The following is a 20,273-nucleotide window of genomic DNA, read 5'->3' as shown; positions in this document are numbered from 1 at the left end:
TTCGACAGCGCGAGGCCGCGGCGGGACGATGGGAGAGGCGGCGGTGGTGCCTCCCGCGTCTGCTGTCGTGCTGTGCCCGCACGCCCGCCCGGGCGTGGCCGCGGCGCCCCGTCCTCTCCCCCCAGCTCCCCCAGCCGAGAACGGGGATTCCCATGAGACGCACGACAAGGCCCCGGTGGCTGCTCCGGGCGTCGGTGGCCGGCGGGACGGCCTGCGGCCTGGCCCTCGGGCTGTCCACACCGGCGTCGTCCGCGCAGCTGATCAGCCTGCAACTGGACGCGCCCGACATCACCATCAGCTTCCGCGACACCGAGGTCCGGGACGCCGGCCATACGGCGGTCCTCACCCCGCAGGGAGGCGGGGGCGAGATCCGGAGGGTGCAGGTGGCGGGTCAGGTCCCCGGTGTGAACCGGACGGTGGTCCGCACGGTGAACGCCGGGCTGCGTCCCGGCACCGGGTACTGCGCGGTCATCGAGACCAAGGTGGCGGCGGAGGAAGGGGTCTTCGGCCGCTTCGGCACCACCGAGACGTCCAACCAGGTCTGCGCCGAGCCCACCGGCTCGTCCAAGGCGGCCACCGACGTCTCGATCACGAACATCGAGGGGGAGGCCAACCCGCCGGCCGGAACCAACCGCAACTACTGGATCCACTTCACCAATTCGGGCGCCGACGCCACGGGCGTGACCGTGGACGTCCAGGTCTCCGGCTCCCTGACCATGCGGCGCCTGCCGGAGTCGGGCACGTTCAGCGGCATGCAGTGCACGGCGTCGGGCAGCGGCTTCCGCTGCACCGGCGGCACGGTCGCCAAGGGGGCGAAGGGGCAGGTGCCCCTGCTCGCCACGGTGAAGAGCCAGGGGCCGGGCGCGGTCCACGCGAGCATCAGCGCCGAGGGCGACACGGTCCCCGGCAACAACTCCCAGGCCCTCGGCGTCATCGCGGTTCCCCGCTGACCGCCACCGCGCAGCCCCGACACGAAGGAGGTCGCTCCATGAACCGGAACACCCGCCGTACCCGCCACACCGCGGTCGTCACCCTGATCGTCTCCTCGTTCGCGGCGGGGAGCCTGGCCGCCCTGGCCCCGACCGCCACCGCCGCCCCCGCCGTCGGCACCTGCACGGTCAAGCCCAACGAGGCCGGTACGAGCGTCACCATCAGCGGTTCGGGCTGGACGGACGACCAGGGCAACGACATCAAGGCGTCCTTGAACGACGGGGAGAGCACGGAGCCGTTGAACATCGCGAACGGGTCGTTCCAGGTGACCCGTTTCCAGAAGAACGTCGATTACGTCGTCCTGCCCGACACGGGAGGCTTCAAGAACTGCACGGTGGTCCCGTCCGACGCGAAGGCGAACAAGGACGCCATCCGCAAGGCCCGTGCCCAAGGGTTCCAGGACGGCGTCAAGGCGGGCAAGGAAGCGGCCCAGGAGAACTGCCGCGGCTCGAAGCCCAAGCCGAAGCACAACCAGGGGCTGACGGCCCAGGACGAGGCGGTCGAGAAGGCCTACGAGGAAGGCTTCCTGGCCGGTGCGACCAGCGCGTTCGACAAGTTCTGCAAGACCCGGCGATGACCCCGCGGAGGCGAGCTCGATGAAGAGCCGTACGCGACGGCTGACCGCGATGTGCCCGCTCGTGGCCGTCTCCCTCGGGGTCGGCCCGGCCGCCGTCGCCGACCTGGCCGCGCCCTCCGCGGTCGTCACGGCGGGCAGTTGCACCGTCAAGCCCTCCGACGACGGCACCACGGTGACGGTGACGGGCACGGGCTTCGTCGGCACCGGCGGCGCCGGACTGCGCGGCAGCAGCGGCAACTTCGAGGGCCTGGGCAACCTGGACGGGCTCGACCCGCCCGGGGCGTTCACCCGGAGCGGGCTGCCGCCGGGCGACTACCTCGTCCAGGCCCAGGTGGGCACGGTCGTGCACTGCAAGGCCGTGCGCGCCGACAAGGAGACGAACAAGGAGCTCGTCCGGGCCGCCCGGGACCGCGGCTTCGCCGACGGCGTCAAGGCGGGAAAGGCCGCCGCGCAGGAAAGCTGCGACAACGCCATGCCGAAGCCGAAGAAGCAGCCCGGTCTGACGGCCCAGGACGAGGCGGTCGAGAAGGCCTACGAACAGGGCTTCCTGGCGGGCGCGACCAGTGCGTTCGACAAGTTCTGCTGAACACCGCCCGGTTCCGGCCGGACAGCGCCCGACCGGTCACTCCTGCGGGCGGGGTGCGTAGGACGACGGCCCGGGCGAGGTCGCCCCGGTCCGGGCCGGGTCCGAGGACGTCGTGACGGCTCCCCTCGGCACCCGGGGGTCGACGGCGATCGGCGGCCCGGTCGTCTCGCCCGTACCGGTCGCGGTGCTCGGCCCCGTGGGGGTGTCCGGGTCCGTGGTCGTGGTGTCGGGCTCCGCCGGGGTGGTGCCCGGATCCGTGGTCGTGGTGTCCGGCGGCGCGGGCGGCTCCTGCGTCGGCTTCCCGGTGCCCGGGTCCGTGCGCGGCTCCCGGCCCGGGTCGGTGTCCGTACCGGTGGGCGTCCCGGGCTCCGTCGAAGGAGGCTTCGGCGGCGGCGGTGTCGGCGGCCGCGAGGCCGGTGGTACCGGCGGTTCCACCGGCCGGTCGGGCACCTCCCGGGGGCCGGTCCCGCGTTCGTACCAGCGGCCGTTCCCGTGGTCGTAGATCACGATCTTGTTGATGACCGTGATCGTCGGTCTGATCACCACGACGTTCTGCGGCCGGTACGCCGCCCACGGCTGGCCGTAGCGCCGGGAGTCGGGCCGCAGCGGCGCCGGTCCGCCCAACGGGTTGCCGCACGCGCACCGCACCCTCGGCACGCCGTGGTTGTCCACCAGCACGGCCGTCCCGGCCTGGAGCAGCGCCTGGTACGCCGTCGGGCGCCCGTCGCGGTAGCCGTGGTTGGTGACCCGGGTGTCGTGCCGCAACGTGACCGGGGTGAGGGAGCGCAGGTATCCGGGCACGGCCGTGGGCCCGATGCCCAGGGCCGTGGCGAACGCCTGGTTCTTGGCGGGATCGGCGGACAGGAAGCGGATCTGCTTCTCCACGTCGCAGCTGGCGACGTCGCGCGTGCCGCCGTACAGGGTCGGGTCCGAGCCCGTGACCGACCGGGTGGTGACGGGGCCGGTGCCGGTGGGCGCGGGCGGCGGCGTGGGGCCCGCCGTCGCGCTCTCCGAGGGACCGGCCGGCTGGGTGGCGGTGGACTCCGTGAACGGGTCCCGGCCCTGGGCGGCGGCCGGTTGCAGAAACAGTTCGCCGCCCGTGCGCGGCGGCCCGGAGGGCCGTGACAGGACCACGGTGAGCGTCGCGACGGCGGCCAGGGCGACCACCGCCACGGCGATCACCGGCAGGGAGCGCCACCACGGCCGGCCGGATCCACCCGCGCCGCCGGCCCCGCCCGTCGGTCCCCCGGGCCCCGCCGGCGGGGGCGGCGGGGGCGCGGGCGGCTCCTGCCGGCCCGAGAGCGGGCCCCGGGGAGGCCCCGTGGGCCGCTCCGGCGGCGGGGTGCCGGAGGGTTGGGTGGTCATGCACCCATTGGCGCACCAGGTTCACTCCGTCGCCCCTCGGGTGCGCCGTTCCGGTGGTGGCCTGCCGGCGTCGCTGCCTACGGTGACGCCGTGAGCGGTACGGCCGGAAGCCTGCTGAGGGCTTGGCGCGACGCCTTCGTCGCGGTCGTGGCGGGCTTCGTGGCGATGGCCGCGGTGGCCGCCGCGGGCCTGGCGTGCGCCGGGGCGGGGAACCTGCCCGACGGCGCCTTCCCGCACGTGGTGGCGGCCGTGGTGGCGATGGCCGCCGGGGGCGCGGTCGAGGTGACCGGAGAGGCCGGCTTCCTCGCGGACGCCCGGGTGGACCTGTCGGTGGTGCCGCTGTCGGTGAGCCTGGCCGGCGCCTTGGCGACCGGTCTGTGCTTCCTGCGCCCGCTGCACAACCGGGCGGTGGCCACCGCCTTGGAACTCCTGGCCCGCGCGGTCCCGGTGGTCGTGCTCTGGCTGCTCGCGCTGACCGGCAGCGCCCTGCTGGCCCGGCACACGTTCGTGCTCTCCCTGCCACCCGGCCTCCCCTCCGACAGCCCGCCGCAGGACTTCGGGGACCTCGGTGACCTAGGGGACCTCGTGGGACTGGGCGATCTGGGGGACCTCGCGGATCCGCGGCAGGTCGGCGACCTCCTGGGCGTCACGCCCGAGGTGGGTTTCCGCGCCGACCTCGCCGCCACCCTGGGCTTCGGACTGCTGTGGATCCTGGGCCTGCTGCTGATCGCCCTGCTGGTCTCGCGCCGGGCCCCGCTGCCGTCCGCCCTGGTCCGCTTCCACACGGCCCTGCGGCCGGCCGCGTTCTCGACCGCCGCTCTGCTGCTGGCGTGCGTGGCCGTGGCCGCCGTGATCGGGCTGGTGGCGGCCGCGACGCGCGGCCACCCGGCCGACACCTTCGCCGTGCTGCTGCTGGGCCTGCCGAACCTGGCCTGGCTCGCGCTCACCGTCGGCTTCGGCGGGGCCTGGGAGGGCCGGGTGGAAGGGCCGTTCGGGCTGCCGGTGCCGCACGTGCTGGACCAGGTGCTGCGCACCCCGGGCGGGTTGTCCACGGTCGACGTGGCAAGCCTGGCCCGCTCCGACGGCCCGGTCTGGTGGTGGCTCGTGGTGGCGGCGGCCGTGCTGCTGTTCGCCACGGGCTTCCTGACCGCCGTACGCTCCCCCGCCGGGGTGCCGCCCTGGCGGCATGCCCTGCACCTGGCCGTGGCCCTGGGGCTCGGGGTCCTGGCCGTGTGCCTGCTCGGCCGGGTCCACGCGCAGTTCGGGCTGTCGCTGCTGGGGCTGGGGGACGTACCCGGACTGGGCGGCTCCGTGCAGTTGCTGCCCCAGCTGGGGCGCACGGTGGGGCTGGCACTGCTGTGGGGTGCGGTGGCCGGGTTCCTGGGCGCCCTGGCGGCGAAACCGGTGCACCGGCGCGGCGAGGCGGGCGACGCGGCCGGCGCGCCGGGACGCCCGGCCGGACCCGACCGGACGACCTGACGCTCAGCGCTTTTCCGCGTACCGCGCCCAGCGGAACACCTCCTCCCGGCAGCGGCGGCCCGTCAGTCCTCACCCGGTCCGACGATCCGGGTGGGCGGATGCGGCGCGGCGGCGCCAGGGGCGGGCGGGGCGTCCGGGACGGCAGTGGCGTCGGGTGCGGCCGAGGCGTCGGGTGCGGCGGAGGGCACGGCGTACACGCTCAGCCGGGTGCCGTCGCCGTACGCCCAGTGGCCGGAGGACTCGTCGTAGAGCCAGACGGACTCGCCGTCGAGCACCACGCCCGCCCGCAGGCCCCGGGTGGCCCGCCGGAAGGCCTCGCCGTCGCCGCGCCCGGCCGCGAGGTCGTCGGCGGCCCGCCGGTAGCGGCTGAGCGCGTCGGCGCACCGGTCGAGCAGCGGCCGCGGGTCGTCGGTGCGGGTCAGCGGGCGCCGGCCGGCCGGTGGCGGCTGCGGTACGGCGACCAGCAGGCGCCCGTCGACCCACGCGGACCAGCCGTTGGAGCACAGCACCTCGCCCCAGTCGCCGCGGCGGGACAGCAGTTGCACGGGGAGGAACGGGTCGAGCGCGGTGGTGGGCCGGCCCGGGTCGGGAGCCTCCCAGGCGGGCAGGCCCTCCCGCGGGACCACGTGCGTGGGCGCGAAGCCGGGCCCGGCGCCGGAGCGGTCCTCGGGTCCGGCACCGGCCGGGACGTCGGAGGGAGGGCCGAGCGGGTCGGGGACGTGGGACCGGACGTCGCCGGGCTGCCCGGTGGGGCCGGCGGAGCCGGCGGGGCTGGTCATCGGACGGTCACCTCCGCATGACGGCGGGCTCGTGGCGGCGCAGCAGCCGGGCCACCAGCACCCCGAACAGCACGGACAGGGCGACGAGCATGCCGACGTCGAGCAGCCAGACCCCGGCGCTGTGCCGGAACAGCGGGTCGGAGGTCAGCGCCCCGGGCACGATCGCCCGCAGGTCGACGGTGCCCGCCATGGCTCCCATGGCCCAGCGGGACGGCACGAGCCAGCCGAGCTGTTCGAGCACCGGTACGCCGTCCAGGCGGAGCAGGGCCCCGCAGAAGACGACCTGGACGATGGCGAGGAGGACCAGCAGCGGCATGGTGACCTCCTCCTTGCGGACCAGGGCGGAGACCAGCAGGCCGAGCATCATCGCGGTGAACGACAGCAGGGCGACGGCCAGCGTGATCTCGATCAGCGGCGGCATCAGCACGCCCCGGCCGCCCGGCGCGTTGTGGTCGACGCCGCCCAGCCCGACGACGGTGAGCACGGCGGCCTGGGCGACCGTGATCGTGCCGAGCACCACGACCTTCGACATCAGATAGGCCGACCGGGACAGGCCGACGGCGCGTTCGCGCTGGTAGACGACCCGTTCCTTGACCAGTTCGCGCACCGCGTTGGCGGCCCCGGTCAGGACGCCGCCGACGCAGAGGATCAGCAGGGCGTTGACGGCCGTCTCGGGGGTGAGGGCCCGTCCGGCCAGCGCGCGGGCCATGGCCCCCATCAGGAACGGCAGCACGACCATGACGACGAGGAAGACGCGGTCGGCGGCGAGCACCGCCGCGTAACGGCGCACCAGGGTCCTCAGCTGGGCGCCCCAGCTCTGCGCCTTGGGGGGCGGGGCGGGCGGTGCGGCGGGCGGCTCGGCAGCCGGGGCGGCTTCCGGCCCGGCCGCTTCCGCTTCGGGCGGCGCGGCGGCCACGCGCGGCTGCCGGGCGACCCCGTCGACGTAGCGGGCCTGGAACCGGGAGGCCCGGAACTCCCCTGCCCAGTCCCGGTCCCGCTCGTTCTCGAAGGCTTCGAAGGCCTCCGGCCACTGGGGGAAGCCGAAGAAGCCGAGGGCCTCGGCGGGCGGCCCGAAGTACGCGGTACGGCCGCCCGGCGCGAGGACGAGGAGCCGGTCGCACACGTCGAGGCTGAGCACGCTGTGGGTGACGACGATGACGGTCCGGCCGTCGTCGGCGAGGCGGCGCAGCGTGTGCATCACGGAGCGGTCCATGCCGGGGTCGAGGCCGGAGGTGGGCTCGTCGAGGAACAGCAGCGAGGGCTTGGTCAGCAGCTCCAGGGCCACGGAGACCCGCTTGCGCTGGCCGCCGGAGAGGCTGTGCACGCTCTGCCCGGCCCGCTGCTCCAGGCCGAGTTCGGCGATGACCTCCTCCACCCGGGCCGCGCGTTCGGCGCGGGCGGTGTCCTGGGGGAAGCGGAGCTCGGCGGCGTAGGACAGGGCGCGCCGGACGGTGAGCCGGTCGTGCAGGATGTCGTCCTGCGGGACGAGTCCGATGCGGCCGCGCAGTTCGGCGTAGTCGCGGTAGAGGTCGCGGCCGTCGTAGAGGACGGTGCCGTGGTCGGCGGGGCGCAGGCCCGTGAGGGCGCCGAGCAGGGTGGACTTGCCCGCTCCGCTGGGGCCGACGACGGCGAGCAGGCTGCGGGCGCCGACCGGGAAGGACACGCCTTCGAGGAGGGTGCGGCGGCCGCGGTCGACGTGGACGGCGAGGTCCTGGACGTCGAGGGAGACCTCGCCGGTGTCCACGTACTCCTCGAGCCGGCCGCCGACCAGGCAGAAGGCGGAGTGGCCGATGCCGACCGTGTCGCCCTCGTGGACGCGGGCGCGGACGACGCGCACGCCGTTGAGGTAGGTGCCGTTGTGGCTGCCGAGGTCGGTGATCTCGTAGGTGCCGTCCGCGTGCGCGGTGAGGGCGGCGTGCCGGCGGGAGACCACCAGGTCGTCGACGACGAGGTCGTTGTCCGGGGCGCGGCCGATGCGCAGGGTGCTGCGCGGGGGCATCGGGCGCACCGACGTCGGTGACCGGAACGTGCCGGTGAGGGAGGGCTCGGCGACCACGACCGGGCCGAGGGCCACGGGGCCGGACGGGCCGGACGGGCGGGGCGCGGCGGGCGGCGAGGGCGGCGAGGGAGGCGCGGCGGGGGGCGGGGAGGGCGCGGCGGGTGACGAGCGGGGCGCGGAGGCGCTCAGGACGGCGCGCGGCCCGTCGGAGGCGCTGCCGAAGCGGAGCTCGCTGCCGGGTCCGACGCCCCAGGCGTGGACGCGGTGGCCGTCCGCCCAGGTGCCGTTGGTGCTGTTGTCGTCCTCCACGGTCCAGTGGTCGCCGTCCGTGCGCAGGACGGCGTGGTGCCAGGAGACCCGTTCGTCGGCCAGGCAGATCTCGCACCAGGGGTCCCGGCCGACGTGGTAGACGCGGCGCGGGTCCAGCACGGTGATGCCCCCGGCGGTCTCCAGGACGAGCTCGGGCGCGGTCGGGACGCCGGGGCGCTGGACCATGGGCCGATTTTCCCATGCCCCCTCGGCGTCGGCATCATCGCAGGTCAGAGGCCTCTTATAGGGAATGACAACGGTCCCCGTTGCAGCCTTTGCCCCACGCGCGAAGGTGCGCTTCACTGCACGGGTCGGAAAACCGTACGGACGGGGGAACGTCATGGGTGCACACGACCACGGGCACGGCCACGACCACGGGGGCCACGGCGGTCACGCGGGCCATGCGCACGGCGTGTCCGCGGACGCCGACCGCCGGTGGCTGGCGATCGCCCTCGGGCTGATCGGCTCGTTCATGGCCGTCGAGGTGGTCGTCGGCATCCTCGCCCGGTCGCTGGCCCTGATCTCCGACGCCGCGCACATGCTGACCGACGCGGTCTCCATCGTGCTCGCCCTGGTCGCGATGCGGCTGGCGGCCCGGCCGGCGCGCGGCGGGTTCACGTACGGGCTCAAGCGCGCGGAGATACTCTCCGCGCAGGCCAACGGGCTGACGCTGCTGCTGCTGGCGGTCTGGCTGGCGTACGAGGCGGTGCGCCGGCTGATCGAGCCGCCGGAGGTGGCCGGCGGTCCGGTGCTGGTGACGGCCCTGGCCGGGATCGTGGTGAACGTCGCCGCGGCCTGGTGCATCTCCCGGGCGAACCGGTCCTCGCTCGCGGTGGAGGGCGCCTACCAGCACATCCTGAACGACCTGTTCGCCTTCATCGGCACCGCCGTCTCCGGTCTGATCGTGCTCACCACGGGCTTCGTCCAGGCCGACGCCATCGCCACCCTGGTCGTGGTGGCGCTGATGGTGAAGGCGGGCTACGGACTGGTGCGCGACTCGGGCCGGATCTTCCTGGAGGCGGCCCCGGCCCATGTGGACCCGGACGCGGTCGGCGACCGCCTGGTGGCGCTCGACCCCGTGACCGAGGTGCACGACCTGCACATCTGGACGATCACCTCGGGCGAGGCGGCGCTGTCGGCCCATGTCCTGGTCGAGCCCGGCGGCGACTGCCACGCGGTCCGGCGCGACCTGGAGCGACTGCTCGCCACGGAGTACGGGATCGGCCACACCACCTTGCAGGTGGACCACGCCCAGGAGGCCCTGCTGTCGGTGGGCCGCCCCGGTGAGACGGGCGGGCGGGACGACGGGCACTGCGCCTCGCCGCACGGACCGGTGCACCGCGAGGGCCCGCACCACCACTGAACCGGGCCCGTCCTGGGCAGGGTTGTCCCCATGACGGACAAGCGCAGCGCCGGACTCCTGCTGTTCCGGCGCCACGGTGGCGGTGCGGACGGCGACGGCCCGGGCGTCGAGGTGCTCCTGGGGCACATGGGCGGCCCGTACTGGCAGCACAAGGAGGCCAGGGCCTGGTCGATCCCCAAGGGCGAGTACGGCCCCGACGAGCACCCGCGGGACGCGGCCCGGCGGGAGTTCACCGAGGAGATCGGGCTGCCGGCGCCGGACGGGCCGTACGTACCGCTGGGCGAGGTCCGGCAGTCGAACGGCAAGCTGGTGACGGTCTGGGCGGTCGAGGCGGACCTCGACCCGGCCCTGATGGTGCCCGGCACCTTCACCCTGGAGTGGCCGCCGGGCTCCGGCCGTACGGCGCAGTTCCCGGAGCTCGACCGGGTCGCCTGGTGCACTCCCGAGGTGGCTCGGACTCGTCTGAACACCGCTCAGGTGGCTTTCGTGGAACGGCTGTTGGCACATCTGCACGGTTGACCCACCTTTGACTTGCCAGCGCGCCGCGATGCGTGGACATTGCACACATGACGAACGTCGTGCTGGTGGGAACCCTGGACACCAAGGGTGTGGAGTACGGCTGGCTCCGCGAGCGACTGCTGCGGGCCGGCGTCGAGGTCATACTGGTCGACACCGGAATCATGGGCGATCCCCGGGTGCCCGCCGATGTGCCGCGGGAGGAAGTGGCCCGGGCCGCGGGAACGGAACTGTCGGAACTACGGGCGGCCGCCGACCGGGGCGCGGCCGTCACCACGATGGCGCGCGGCGCTGAGCAGACGCTGCTGCGCCTGCACGCGGAGGGCAGGCTCCACGGGGTCCTGGCGATCGGCGGCAGCGGCGGCACCTCGATCGCCACCCGGGCGATGCGGGCGCTGCCGCTCGGGGTGCCGAAGGTGATGGTCTCCTCGATGGCGTCCGGGGACGTGGCGAAGTACGTCGGGTCCTCGGACATCACCATGATGTACAGCGTCGTGGACATCGCCGGCATCAACACCGTCTCGGCGCCGGTCCTGGCCAATGCGGTCGACGCCGTCGCCGGGATGGCCCAGGGGTTCGCCCGGACCTCCCGAAGCATCCTCCCCGGCCAGCTGGGCAAGGGAGCGCGGCCGGTGGTCGCGGCGAGCATGGCGGGGGTGACCACCCTCGGGGTCGACGCGGCCCGTGAGCGGCTGACCGAGCTGGGCTACGAGGTGCTGGTCTTCCACGTCAGCGGCACCGGCGGCCGGACCCTGGAGGCCCTGGCCGGTCAAGGGGTGTTCGCCGGGGTCCTGGACCTGACGTTGAGCGAGATCGCCGACGAGCACTGCGGCGGGATCCTCAGCGCCGGACCCGACCGGCTGACCGCGGCCGGCCGCGCGGGCGTCCCGCAGGTGGTGAGCCTGGGCGCGCTGGACATGGTGAAGTTCGGGCCGCCGGAGACCCTGCCGGAACGGGCCCGGTTCCGGCGGGTGCGGGTGCACAACCCGTCGATCACCGTCATCCGGACGACATCGGCCGAATGCGCCGAGATCGGGCGCCTGGTGGCGGCCAAACTGCGCGCCGCCACGGGCCCCACGGCCCTGTGCGTCCCGAAGCGGGGGCTGTCGACACTGGGCGCTCCCGGCGGCCCGTATCATGACCCCGCCGCCGACCGGGCCCTGTTCACCGCACTGCGGGACGGGCTGCGGGGCAGTGCGGCACGCATCTACGACTACGACACCCACATCAACGACCCCGCGTTCGGGCGGTCGGCCGCGGACCGGCTGCACGCCATGATCCGCGCGGAACGGGCCGCTGCCTGAGCGGGCCCGTAGGTCGGGAACCGGCCACGGCTCGTCCGTGTCCCTGCGGGTGGAGTGACCCATCTCAGGGGGGACGGAAATGAAGGCGTGGACGGTCCCCGGTTACACGGAGACCAGAGAACTGGGATCGGGCGGCAGCGGCCGCGTGGTGCTCGCCGTGCACGACGGGACCTCGATCCCGGTCGCGGTGAAGTACCTCAGCGACCGCCTCCGCCAGGATCCGGCGTTCGTCCGGGAGTTCCGGGCGGAGGCGCGGCTGCTCGGCGCACTGCACTCGCCGTACGTCGTCGGCCTGTACGAGTACGTGGAGGCGCCGGACGGCGCCGCCATCGTGATGGAGCTGGTGGACGGCATCGCCCTGCGCGCCGTCCTGCAGCAGGCCGGGCAGACCGGTCCCGAGGCGGCCCTGGTGGTCCTCAAGGGCTCGCTGCTGGGCCTGGCGGCGGCGCACCGGGCCGGGGTCGTGCACCGCGACTACAAGCCGGAGAACGTGCTGGTCGCGGCCGACGGGACCTCGAAGCTGGTCGACTTCGGCATCGCCGCGGACCGGGGCACCACACCGGGCGTGGCGGGCACGCCCGCGTACATGGCGCCCGAGCAGTGGCAGGGGCAGCCGGCCTCGCCGGCGGCCGACGTGTACGCGGCGACGGCGACCTTCTTCGAGTGCCTGACGGGGCGCAAGCCGTTCGCCGGGGAGAACTTCGCGGAGCTGGCGCTCCAGCACATCGAGGCCCCGGTCCCGGAGGCCGAGGCCCCGGAGCCGGTCCGGCCGCTGATCCGCCGCGGCCTGGCCAAGCGGCCGGAGGACCGCCCGGAGAACGCCGAGGCGTTCGTGGCGGAGCTGGAGGGCCTGGCCCGCTCGGCGTACGGGGAGGACTGGGAGGAGCGCGGCCAGCGCAAGCTGGCGGCGCTGGCCGCCCTGCTGCCGCTGCTGTTCCCGTCCGCGGCGGCGCCCCCCGCGTCCACCACCGCCTTCGCCACCACCTCGCTGTGGAACCCGGGCCGGCGCGGCTGGCTGGGTGCCGGGGTGGCGCTCGTCCTGGGGGCGCTGCTGGTGTTCACGGAGGCCTCGGCCACGGACCGCACCGCCCCGGCCGGGGCGCTCAGCGCCTTCGCGACCACCAGCGCCGCCCCGCCGACGGGCCGGCCCGGCGCGTCGGCGTCCCCCACGGGCACGGCCTCCCCGTCCGCGTCCGGATCCCCTTCGGCGTCGGCGAGTGCCTCGGCCTCCGCGTCCACGTCCGCGTCGCCGTCCGCGTCGGGCTCGGGCTCGCCGGCACCGGGACCGGGTACGTCGCCGACCGCGGCGCCGCCCGTGTCGCCCGGCCCGACGACGAAACCGCCGACGACACCACCGCCGTCGCCCGGGGTGCGCGTGCGGTCGGTCGGGGTGACCTCCTTCCGCCAGTCCGACTTCACGCAGGCCGTCGTCACGCTGTCGGTGGCCGCCGACGGACCGGCGACCGTCCGGCTGGAGTGGTTCAGCAGCAACTCCCCGGACACGCTCGGCACCTCGCAGGGCACCATGACCTTCCCCTCCGCCACCGCCGGGACGGCCAGGACCCTCGGGTTCTCCGGCCGCGACTGCTACTGGCACGTGCGTGCCACGACCACGCCCGCGGCCGGGTCCGGCGCCGCGGTGTCCCACCTCACGACGCAGAGGTGCCAGATCCGATGAGCGACGAGAACGACTACAGCGCCACCGCGCTCGGCAGCCAATGGATCAGCGGCGGCCCTGCCCCGGTGGCCGACGTGGCCCCGGACCGGGTGGACGGCTCCGTCCTGCGCTTCGGCCCGGGCGTGACGGCCGCGGCGGTCGCGCCGTTCCCGGTGGTCGCGGGCCCGGCCGCCGCGGCGCCCGCCCGCCGGCGGTGGGGGGCCGGGCTGCGCCGGTACGCGCTCGCCGGGGCGGTGCTGCTCGCCGTCCTCGCGTACCTCCTCTGGCAGCGCTACGGCCCCGCCGTCACGGTCCGGGACGTGGTGGTGAGCACCGACGCCGCCGGCCCGTCCTGCGACGCCACGGCCGACGTGGTCGCCGCGGTGCGGACCGACGGGCGCGCGGGCACGTTGACGTACCGGTGGATCCGCAGCGACGGCACCCGCTCCGAGCGGATGACGGAGCGGGTGACGCGCGGGCAGCACGAGGCCCGGCTGCACCTGATGTGGACCTTCCAGGGCCCTGGCAGCTATCCGGCGCGGGCCGAGCTGGAGCTGCTGGAGCCGACGCGGCGCACGGCGGCGGTGGAGTTCACCTACCACTGCCCCGGCTGACGCCCGCGCCGGGGCAGCCCGGTGTCAGAACCGTGCGTGCGCCGTGATGTCGGCGGCGAAGTCGCGGGTCTGCGCCGGGGTCACGGTCGGGCGGCACTGGGCGACGGCGTCGAGGTAGTCGCGGGTGGTCGCGCCGGGCGGGGTTCCCGGCGGGCCGGCCACCGCCTCCAGGTCGCGTTCGAAACTGACCTGCGCCGCGATCCGCGCCGCGTGCTCGATGTCGGCCGGCGTGAACAGCTCGCTCGCCGCCACCAGCGCCGCCACGTCCACGTCGGCCCGGCCCTCGGTCCAGCGGGACCAGATCGCGGCGCGGGCCCCGGCGTCCGGGGTGCCGATCGGGATCAGGTAGTCGAAGCGGCCGGGCCGCAGGAAGGCCGGGTCCAGCGAACGGATCGAGTTGGTGGCGCACACGAGCAGCCGTTCGTCGCCCTCCCGGAAGCCCGGTATCAGCTTGAGCAGTTCGTTGGTGACGCCGTGCATGCCGCCGGGCGCGGCGGGCTCGGTGCGCACGGGGGCGATCTCCTCCACCTCGTCGATGAAGACCAGGACCCGTTCCAGTTCGGCGATCCTGGCGAAGGCGGTGCGCAGGGCGGCGGCCAGGTTGCCGCCGTCGGCGAGCCGGGAGGGCAGCAGTTCCACGAAGGGCCAGCCGAGCCGGGAGGCGATGGCGCGGGCGAAGGTGGTCTTGCCGGTGCCGGGCGGGCCGAAGAGGGTGATGGCGCGCGGCGGGCGGACGCCGTGCTGGGCGGCCCGCTCGGGCTCGGCCAGCGGCAGCACCACGCGCCGTTCGATGAGGTCCTTCTCCTTCTCCATGCCCGCGACCCGGGCCCACAGGTCGTTCGGGAGGAAGCGGCCGCCGAGGTCGTCGAGGAGACCGGCGGCGGGGCCGTGCAGCGGCTCGGTCTTCTCGAAGTAGGCGACGGCGGGCTGGCGGGTGTAGCCGGCGTTCAGCAGGCCCTCGCCGAGGAGGTCCTCCTCGGGCAGGACGTAGGCGATCCGGCCGACCCGGGCGGCGATCAGCCGCCGCTCCAGCTCCACCAGCAGCGCGCTGGCCAGGCCCCGGCCGCGCCAGCCGGAGGCGATCGCGATGCGCATCACCCAGGCCCGCTCCCCGGTGACGCAGGCGAGCGCCGCGCCGATCGGGACGCCCTGGTGGACGGCGACGACCGCGGGCTGGCGGTCGGTGAGGGCGCTGATGCACTCGGCGAGGGAGAAGACCGACTCCTGGCCCAGCTCGGCCGTGGTGTCGATGAGATGGACGACGGCGGCGAGATCGCTCTCGCGGTAGTCGTGGATCAGCCAGTTCACCTGCGGTACCGCCCCTCGTTCGTTCCTTGCGGCGAGGCTAGGGGCGCGGGGCGGCGGCGCTCACGCACCGCCTTGCACAACAGCCGGTCGGGGAATCCTCCGTGGCGTCCATAGACTGGTGGCTTCCGCCCGAGCCGACCGCCGAGGACCCGTTCGTTTTCATGTCTTCCCCCATATCCGGCATATCCGGGGCAGCCGCGGGCCGGTGGGCCCCTCGTGCCGCGTCGGTCGTCCCCCTCGTACCGGCCCTCTGGACGCTCGCCCTCGGGCTGTGGGGGCTCTCCCGGCAGGACAGCGTGTGGCGGGACGAGGCCGCGACGTGGCAGGTGGCGAACCGTTCGGCGGGCGAGATCTGGCACATGCTGGACCAGGTCGACGCCGTCCACGGGCTGTACTACCTGCTGATGCACGGCCTGTTCGAGGTGTTCGGGGCGAGTACGACGACGCTGCGGCTGCCGTCGGTGCTCGCCGTGGCGGGGGCCGCCGCGTGCGTGGCGGTGACCGGGCGGCGGCTGGCCGGCCCGGGGCGGGCGGGCCTGTGGACCGGACTGGGCGGCGGGCTGGCGCTCGGGCTGCTGCCGGCCGTGCAGTTCCACCTCCAGGAGGGACGCCCCTACGCCCTGGTCGCCGCCGGGGCGGCGCTCGCGACGCTGCTGCTGGTCCGGGCCGTGGAGCCGGCGGGCACGACGGGCCGGGCGGACGCCACCCGCACGACGGGCGCGCGGCGGTGGCGGTGGCCGGGCTGGGCGGCGTACGGGCTGACGGTGCTGGTCTGCGCCCTGCTGAACTGGCTCTCGCTGCTGATCCTGCCCGCGCACGCCGCGACGCTGCTGTGGGTCCGGGCCCGGCGCCGGACCTGGTGCGGCTGGGCGGTGGCCGCGGGCGCGGCGGTGGCGGGCGCGCTGCCGCTGGTCCTGTTCAGCCGGAGCCAGTCCGACCAGGTGTCGTGGATACCGCCGCTGACCTGGCACATGCTGATCGGCCCGGCGGTCCTGCTGGCGATCGGCGGGCTCGGCGCGTGGCTGGACCGGCCTGGGGTCGGCCGGCCGTCGGTGGCGGCGGTGGGCCTTCCCCTGCTGGCGGTGCCGCAGGTGGGGCTGATCGGGCTGTCACTGGTGCAGCCGCTGTTCCTGGACCGGTACGTGCTGTTCAGCATGGTGGGGCTGGCCCTGCTGATCGGCGCGGCCCTGGGCGCGGCCGTACGGGCGCTGCGGCCGCGCTCCCCGCGGGCCGCCCGCCTGCTGGTGCCGGTGGTGGTCGCGGTGGCGGGGGTGGCGATGCTGCCGGTGGAGCTGGCCAAGCGGGCGCCGGCCAGCCGGGTCGACGACGTACTGGCGGTCGCGGACGAGGTGGCCCGGCTGAAGGGGGCCGGGGACGCGGTGCTGTTCGTCCCGGCCGCGCGCCGGGACACCGCGCTGGTCTCCCCGGCGGCGTTCGCGGGTCTGACGGACCTCGCCCTGGCCCGGGGCCCGGTCGAGTCGGGCACCCTCAAGGGCGAGGAGGCCGACCCGGCGCGGATCCGGGCCGCGATGCTGGCGCAGCGGCGGATCCTGCTGGTGACGGACGCGGCGAAGGTGGCCCGGCCGGTGTCGGCGGAGCGGGACGCGGTGAAGACGGCGGTGCTGCGGGAGCACTTCCGGGTCACCGCCGACGCCCAGGTGCGCGGGCGCCGGGTGACGGTGTACGAGCGCACCGGCTGAGGCGCCGCGGCGCGCGCCTCGGCCCGCCCCGGCCGACTCATGGGGAATCGCCGGCTTCGACTCACAGGGAACTCCTAAGGAAGCCGGGGTTCCGGTCACAGGTTCGCCCTGCAGGGTCGAGGCATGATCCACCGTGCGCTCCCCCGACGGCCCCGGCGGGCCGGCCGCGTCGCCCTGGCGCTGGCCACCGTGTCCGCGCTGCTCACGCTGGACGGCCGCGACGCCTCGGCGACGCCCCCGACGGGGGTGACGGCGGTGGCCGACGCCGGTCCGGTGACCGCCCGGGTGGGCGCGCTGTTCTCGGGCGGCCTGGACGGCGGGCACTTCTGCACCGCCTCGGTGGTGCGCAGCGCGGGGCGCGACCTGATCGCGACGGCCGCGCACTGCCTGGGGCAGCCGCTGAGCACGGTGTTCGTCCCGGGCTACCGCGACGGCTCCGCGCCGTACGGCGTCTGGCGGCTCACCGGCGTCACCCAGGACCCGAGCTGGACCGACGGCGCGGACCCGGACGCCGACATCGCCTTCGCCACGCTCGCCCCGCTGGAGGGGCGGGCCATCGAGGACGTGGTCGGCGGCTTCCCGCTGGCCACCGACGCCCCGGCCGGCGTACCGGTCACGGTGGTCGGCTACCCGAGCACCGTGGACGAGCCGCTGACCTGCTCGAACGACACCACCATGGCCGGTCCCACCCAGCGCCGCATCGACTGTCCGGACCTGGCCGGGGGGACGAGCGGCAGCCCGTGGCTGGCCGGTGGGGCGCTGGCGGGGGTCCTCGGCGGCTTCGAGGGCGGCGGGACCGAGGACGACGTCTCCTACAGCGCCGTCCTGGGCGACCTCGCCGAGCGGCTCTACCGGCGCGCCGCGGCGGCGCACTGACCGCCGGGGCGGGGCGGGCGGGCCCGCCCGGCAGGCAGACGGCGGGCGGGGGGCAGCTCCGCCGGGCCGCTCCGCCGGGCCGCGCCCTCAGCCGCCGGGCGTGAACTCCGGGGCGGCGAACCAGGTCGGCTCGTCCTTCTGCGCCTGCCGGATCCGGTCGACGGCGAACGCCGGCAGGTCCGGCGGCAGCGCCTCGACGTCGAACCAGGCCACCTCCAGCGACTCCGCGTCGTTGACCTTGGCCTCGCCGCCGACGGCCCGGCACCGGAAGGTGATGTCCATGAACTGGACGGCGTCCCCGTTGGGATAGGTGGTGCGGCGGAGCATCTGCACCAGCACCACCCGTTCGGGTACGCAGTGCACGGCCGTCTCCTCGTAGACCTCGCGCACCGCCGTGTCGGCGGGCTGCTCCCCCGGGTCGGGGATGCCGCCGACGACCGACCAGCGGCCGTTGTCGGCGCGTCGGCCGAGCAGCACCCGGCCGTCGTCGTCGAAGACGACGGCGCTGATGCCGGGGAGCACGAGGAGCTCGTTGCCGGCGTGGGCACGCACGGCGCGGATCCAGTCAGGTGTCGACATGTCACCGACCCTACGGGGTCGCGGCGCCCCCGCGGGCCCGGGCCCGGCGCAGCGCCGTCCCGAGGAGTCCGGCCGCCGCGACGGCGAGCAGCGCGTACTCGGGCAGCGGGCCGAGCCGGGTGGCGGGCGTCTCGGTGGAGCGCAGCGGGATCTCGGCGACCAGGGCGTCGGGGGTGAACAGCCGCGTGCGCTGCACGACGGTGCCGTCGGGCCGGATCACGGCGCTGACCCCGCTGGTGACGGGCACCAGGACGGAGCGGCTGTGCTCGACCGCGCGGATCCGGTCCATGGCGAGCTGCTGGTAGGTCATCTGGCTCCGGCCGAACGTGGCGTTGTTGCTGGGTACGGCGATCACCTGGGCGCCGGCCCGGACGGTGGAGCGCACCGCGTCGTCGAAGGCGGCCTCGAAGCAGGTCACCATGCCGACCCGGCTGCCGTTCATGGCGAACACGCCGGGGTCGGTGCCGGGGCCGAAGTCGCGGCGGACGCGGTCCACGTCGGAGCTGAACAGCCGGACCACCGGGCGCAGCGGGATGCGTTCGCCGAAGGGCTGGATCTTGCGCTTGTCGTAGGTGTCCGTGGGGCCCTTGACCGGGTCCCACAGGATCATCGTGTTGCGCAGCGGCCCGGTCTCCGGTTCGAGCACGGAACCGATGGCGACGGGCACCCCGACGGCCTTGACGGCCCGGTCGATCACGGCGTACGCGTCGGGCTCGGTGTACGGGTCGAGGTCGGAGGAGTTCTCGGGCCACACCACGAAGTCGGGCTGCGGGACCCGGCCGGCCTTGACGTCCTCGGCGAGCTGGAGGGTGCGGCGGGCGTGGTTGTCGAGGACGGCCCGGCGCTGGGCGTTGAAGTCCAGGCCGAGCCGGGGCACGTTGCCCTGGACGACGGCGGCGACGGCGGTGCCGTCCTCGGCCGCGTCGGAGACCAGCGGCCGGGCGGCCAGGGCCGCGCCGAGCGGGGCGGCCACGGTGACGGCGGCGACGAGGGCGGTGGCGCGGCGCGGGTGGTCGCGGACCACGCGCAGGAGCTCGTACAGCCCGAAGCCGCACAGCGCGACGGCGAAGCCGAGCAGCGGGGTGCCGCCGACGGCGACGAGCGGGGTGAGGATGCCGTCGGCCTGGCCGTAGGCGAGCTTGCCCCAGGGGAAGCCGCCGAACGGGACCCGGGCGCGCAGGGCCTCCCCCGCCACCCAGACGGCGGCGGCCCACAGCGGCCAGGCGGGCAGCCGGCTCACCAGGGCGATGCCGAGCCCGGTGAGGCCGACGAACAGCGCCTCGACGGTCGCCAGCGCCAGCCACGGCACCGGTCCGACCTCCTCGCCGGTCCACACCAGCAGCGGCAGCAGGAAGCCGAGCCCGGCCAGCAGCCCGAGTCCGAAACCGGCTCGGGCGCGGCGGCCGTGCAGAGCGCCGGCGAGCAGGGCGAGGGCGAAGGGCGCGAGCCACCACAGGGGGCGCGGCGGGAAGCTGAGGTAGAGCAGCACCCCGGCGAGGGCCGCGAGGCCGGGGCGGACGAGGGCCCTGGCGCGGCGGGTCCGGGGGGCGCTGGCCCGGTCGGTGGCGGGGGCGGCCTCGGCCGCGCGGGTGACGCTGCTGCTCATCTGCGGAGTGTACGTCCGCGGGCTGTGGCCTCAGCGGGCGAGGGCCCGCAGGTGGGCGCGGATGACCCGGACGGCGTTCTCCGCGTCGTCGACGGTGAAGGTGAAGAGCTTGCCGTCGTCGAGCCGCAGCTCCACGCCCTCCCCCCGGCGGACGATCACGGCGGTGCCCTTCTCGGGGCGCCAGCGGTAGCCCCAGCCGCCCCACTGCTGCGGGGTGATCCGGGGCACGAACTCGGCGGCGGCCACCTCCCTCAGCGCGATCGTGCGCCGCGGCAGCCCGATGTGGCCGCAGCGCAGGACGAGGGACTCGGCGTCGACGGTGACGGCGACGTGGACGAAGGCCAGGGTGCCGTAGAGGATCAGCAGTCCGGCGGCGAGGCAGCCGACGACGGACATGACGAGGGGGACGATCCCGGAGGTCCAGTCCGAGGAGACGGCGAGCTGGATGCCCAGCGCGACGAACAGGGCACCCAGTACGGCGAACAACCACTGCACGCGGTTGGACGCTCGGCCGGTCCAGAGCGGACCCGGGGGGTGATCCGTCATGTGCAGCAGCGTACTCACCTTCCGCACGCTTGCCACCGCCTCTCGGCCACTCGGGCGCGACCCCTGCGGGGCGCTGCCGGGGTGCGACCACTGCGGGGCGCTGCCGGGGTGCATCGCGGC

18 protein-coding genes are annotated in these 20,273 nt (G+C 75.2%); 11 read left to right on the top strand and 7 right to left on the bottom strand.

Translation table 11 applies throughout. The annotated features are described in order from the left end of the window. Positions 1-152 precede the first annotated feature (152 nt). From LG632_RS07690 to LG632_RS07680, 3 genes are read left to right on the top strand one after another with little or no spacing between them, the layout of a single operon-like run. On the top strand, positions 153-950 hold the full coding sequence (locus LG632_RS07690; RefSeq protein WP_226726090.1) for a DUF11 domain-containing protein: 798 nt from the start codon (positions 153-155) through the stop codon (positions 948-950). 38 nt (positions 951-988) lie between these two features. Then, complete coding sequence (locus LG632_RS07685) at positions 989-1,567, top strand: hypothetical protein (RefSeq protein ID WP_226726089.1); 579 nt, start codon at positions 989-991, stop codon at positions 1,565-1,567. 19 nt (positions 1,568-1,586) lie between these two features. Continuing rightward, complete coding sequence (locus LG632_RS07680) at positions 1,587-2,153, top strand: hypothetical protein (protein WP_226726088.1); 567 nt, start codon at positions 1,587-1,589, stop codon at positions 2,151-2,153. A gap of 36 nt (positions 2,154-2,189) precedes the next feature. Here LG632_RS07680 and LG632_RS07675 read toward each other — a convergent pair whose 3' ends face one another. Beyond that, positions 2,190-3,518 carry a DUF6777 domain-containing protein gene (locus tag LG632_RS07675; protein WP_226726087.1) on the bottom strand — a complete coding sequence of 443 codons (1,329 nt, stop codon included), beginning with the start codon at positions 3,516-3,518 and terminating at the stop codon, positions 2,190-2,192. Between the two features lie 90 nt (positions 3,519-3,608). Here LG632_RS07675 and LG632_RS07670 point away from each other — a divergent pair, with 90 nt between their 5' ends. Further along, positions 3,609-4,997: a streptophobe family protein gene (locus tag LG632_RS07670; protein ID WP_226726086.1), complete on the top strand. Its 1,389-nt coding sequence runs from the start codon at positions 3,609-3,611 to the stop codon at positions 4,995-4,997. Positions 4,998-5,059: 62 nt separating this feature from the next. Here the strand turns inward: LG632_RS07670 and LG632_RS07665 are convergent, their stop codons facing one another. Further along, positions 5,060-5,776, bottom strand: coding sequence for a hypothetical protein (locus LG632_RS07665; RefSeq protein WP_226726085.1), 717 nt, complete (start codon positions 5,774-5,776; stop codon positions 5,060-5,062). A 7-nt stretch (positions 5,777-5,783) separates the two neighbouring features. After that, positions 5,784-8,270 carry an ABC transporter ATP-binding protein/permease gene (locus LG632_RS07660; protein WP_226726084.1) on the bottom strand — a complete coding sequence of 829 codons (2,487 nt, stop codon included), beginning with the start codon at positions 8,268-8,270 and terminating at the stop codon, positions 5,784-5,786. Between the two features lie 154 nt (positions 8,271-8,424). Here LG632_RS07660 and LG632_RS07655 point away from each other — a divergent pair, with 154 nt between their 5' ends. The 5 genes from LG632_RS07655 (at position 8,425) to LG632_RS07635 (ending at position 13,538) form a co-directional block, all read left to right on the top strand. After that, a complete protein-coding gene (locus LG632_RS07655) occupies positions 8,425-9,447 on the top strand; it encodes a cation diffusion facilitator family transporter (protein ID WP_226726083.1) in 1,023 nt (340 codons plus the stop codon). Positions 9,448-9,477: 30 nt separating this feature from the next. Next, on the top strand, positions 9,478-9,966 hold the full coding sequence (locus LG632_RS07650; protein WP_226726082.1) for an NUDIX hydrolase: 489 nt from the start codon (positions 9,478-9,480) through the stop codon (positions 9,964-9,966). 47 nt (positions 9,967-10,013) lie between these two features. Next, positions 10,014-11,267 (top strand): Tm-1-like ATP-binding domain-containing protein, encoded by a 1,254-nt coding sequence (locus LG632_RS07645; protein ID WP_226726081.1) that lies wholly within the window; start codon positions 10,014-10,016, stop codon positions 11,265-11,267. A 79-nt stretch (positions 11,268-11,346) separates the two neighbouring features. Further along, positions 11,347-12,945, top strand: a complete 1,599-nt coding sequence (locus LG632_RS07640) for a serine/threonine-protein kinase (protein ID WP_226726080.1) — start codon at positions 11,347-11,349, stop codon at positions 12,943-12,945. Next, positions 12,942-13,538 carry a hypothetical protein gene (locus LG632_RS07635; protein ID WP_226726079.1) on the top strand — a complete coding sequence of 199 codons (597 nt, stop codon included), beginning with the start codon at positions 12,942-12,944 and terminating at the stop codon, positions 13,536-13,538. The genes LG632_RS07640 and LG632_RS07635 overlap by 4 nt, the downstream gene beginning before the upstream one ends. 24 nt (positions 13,539-13,562) lie before the next feature. On the opposite strand, the gene LG632_RS07630 is transcribed toward LG632_RS07635, so the two are convergent. Further along, complete coding sequence (locus LG632_RS07630; RefSeq protein ID WP_226726078.1) at positions 13,563-14,846, bottom strand: ATP-binding protein; 1,284 nt, start codon at positions 14,844-14,846, stop codon at positions 13,563-13,565. Positions 14,847-15,007: 161 nt separating this feature from the next. On the opposite strand from LG632_RS07630, the gene LG632_RS07625 reads away from it, so the two are divergent. Both LG632_RS07625 and LG632_RS07620 read left to right on the top strand, forming a co-directional pair. After that, positions 15,008-16,546, top strand: a complete 1,539-nt coding sequence (locus LG632_RS07625; RefSeq protein WP_226726077.1) for a glycosyltransferase family protein — start codon at positions 15,008-15,010, stop codon at positions 16,544-16,546. Positions 16,547-16,669: 123 nt separating this feature from the next. Next, positions 16,670-17,422, top strand: coding sequence for a trypsin-like serine peptidase (locus tag LG632_RS07620; protein WP_226726076.1), 753 nt, complete (start codon positions 16,670-16,672; stop codon positions 17,420-17,422). A gap of 87 nt (positions 17,423-17,509) precedes the next feature. Here the strand turns inward: LG632_RS07620 and LG632_RS07615 are convergent, their stop codons facing one another. Genes LG632_RS07615 through LG632_RS07605 form a run of 3 tightly spaced genes read right to left on the bottom strand, consistent with a single transcriptional unit; the run spans position 17,510 to position 20,153 of the window. After that, the gene (locus LG632_RS07615) at positions 17,510-18,001 is read right to left on the bottom strand and encodes an NUDIX hydrolase (RefSeq protein ID WP_226726075.1); all 492 of its coding nucleotides are present in this window, start codon (positions 17,999-18,001) and stop codon (positions 17,510-17,512) included. Positions 18,002-18,011: 10 nt separating this feature from the next. After that, a complete protein-coding gene (gene lnt, locus LG632_RS07610; RefSeq protein ID WP_226726074.1) occupies positions 18,012-19,607 on the bottom strand; it encodes an apolipoprotein N-acyltransferase in 1,596 nt (531 codons plus the stop codon). Positions 19,608-19,637: 30 nt separating this feature from the next. Beyond that, entirely contained in the window at positions 19,638-20,153 is a 516-nt protein-coding gene (locus LG632_RS07605) for a hypothetical protein (RefSeq protein ID WP_226726073.1), read from the bottom strand. Between the last annotated feature and the right edge of the window lie 120 nt (positions 20,154-20,273).

The sequence above is a fragment of the Streptomyces antimicrobicus genome (assembly GCF_020532625.1).
Classification (GTDB): Bacteria; Actinomycetota; Actinomycetes; order Streptomycetales; family Streptomycetaceae; genus Streptomyces; species Streptomyces antimicrobicus.
Note: the sequence above shows the minus strand (reverse complement) of the source record. Positions and strands in the feature narration are given on the sequence as shown.

What these genes read in the sequence shown, in the direction of transcription:
- LG632_RS07635 (WP_226726079.1), top strand. Translation starts at nt 12,942, where the DNA reads ATGAGCGACGAGAACGACTACAGCGCCACCGCGCTCGGCAGCCAATGG.
- LG632_RS07675 (WP_226726087.1), bottom strand. Translation starts at nt 3,518, where the DNA reads ATGACCACCCAACCCTCCGGCACCCCGCCGCCGGAGCGGCCCACGGGG.
- LG632_RS07640 (WP_226726080.1), top strand. Translation starts at nt 11,347, where the DNA reads ATGAAGGCGTGGACGGTCCCCGGTTACACGGAGACCAGAGAACTGGGA.
- LG632_RS07615 (WP_226726075.1), bottom strand. Translation starts at nt 18,001, where the DNA reads ATGTCGACACCTGACTGGATCCGCGCCGTGCGTGCCCACGCCGGCAAC.
- lnt (WP_226726074.1), bottom strand. Translation starts at nt 19,607, where the DNA reads ATGAGCAGCAGCGTCACCCGCGCGGCCGAGGCCGCCCCCGCCACCGAC.
- LG632_RS07605 (WP_226726073.1), bottom strand. Translation starts at nt 20,153, where the DNA reads ATGACGGATCACCCCCCGGGTCCGCTCTGGACCGGCCGAGCGTCCAAC.
- LG632_RS07645 (WP_226726081.1), top strand. Translation starts at nt 10,014, where the DNA reads ATGACGAACGTCGTGCTGGTGGGAACCCTGGACACCAAGGGTGTGGAG.
- LG632_RS07655 (WP_226726083.1), top strand. Translation starts at nt 8,425, where the DNA reads ATGGGTGCACACGACCACGGGCACGGCCACGACCACGGGGGCCACGGC.
- LG632_RS07690 (WP_226726090.1), top strand. Translation starts at nt 153, where the DNA reads ATGAGACGCACGACAAGGCCCCGGTGGCTGCTCCGGGCGTCGGTGGCC.
- LG632_RS07685 (WP_226726089.1), top strand. Translation starts at nt 989, where the DNA reads ATGAACCGGAACACCCGCCGTACCCGCCACACCGCGGTCGTCACCCTG.
- LG632_RS07620 (WP_226726076.1), top strand. Translation starts at nt 16,670, where the DNA reads ATGATCCACCGTGCGCTCCCCCGACGGCCCCGGCGGGCCGGCCGCGTC.
- LG632_RS07650 (WP_226726082.1), top strand. Translation starts at nt 9,478, where the DNA reads ATGACGGACAAGCGCAGCGCCGGACTCCTGCTGTTCCGGCGCCACGGT.
- LG632_RS07660 (WP_226726084.1), bottom strand. Translation starts at nt 8,270, where the DNA reads ATGGTCCAGCGCCCCGGCGTCCCGACCGCGCCCGAGCTCGTCCTGGAG.
- LG632_RS07665 (WP_226726085.1), bottom strand. Translation starts at nt 5,776, where the DNA reads ATGACCAGCCCCGCCGGCTCCGCCGGCCCCACCGGGCAGCCCGGCGAC.
- LG632_RS07625 (WP_226726077.1), top strand. Translation starts at nt 15,008, where the DNA reads ATGTCTTCCCCCATATCCGGCATATCCGGGGCAGCCGCGGGCCGGTGG.
- LG632_RS07680 (WP_226726088.1), top strand. Translation starts at nt 1,587, where the DNA reads ATGAAGAGCCGTACGCGACGGCTGACCGCGATGTGCCCGCTCGTGGCC.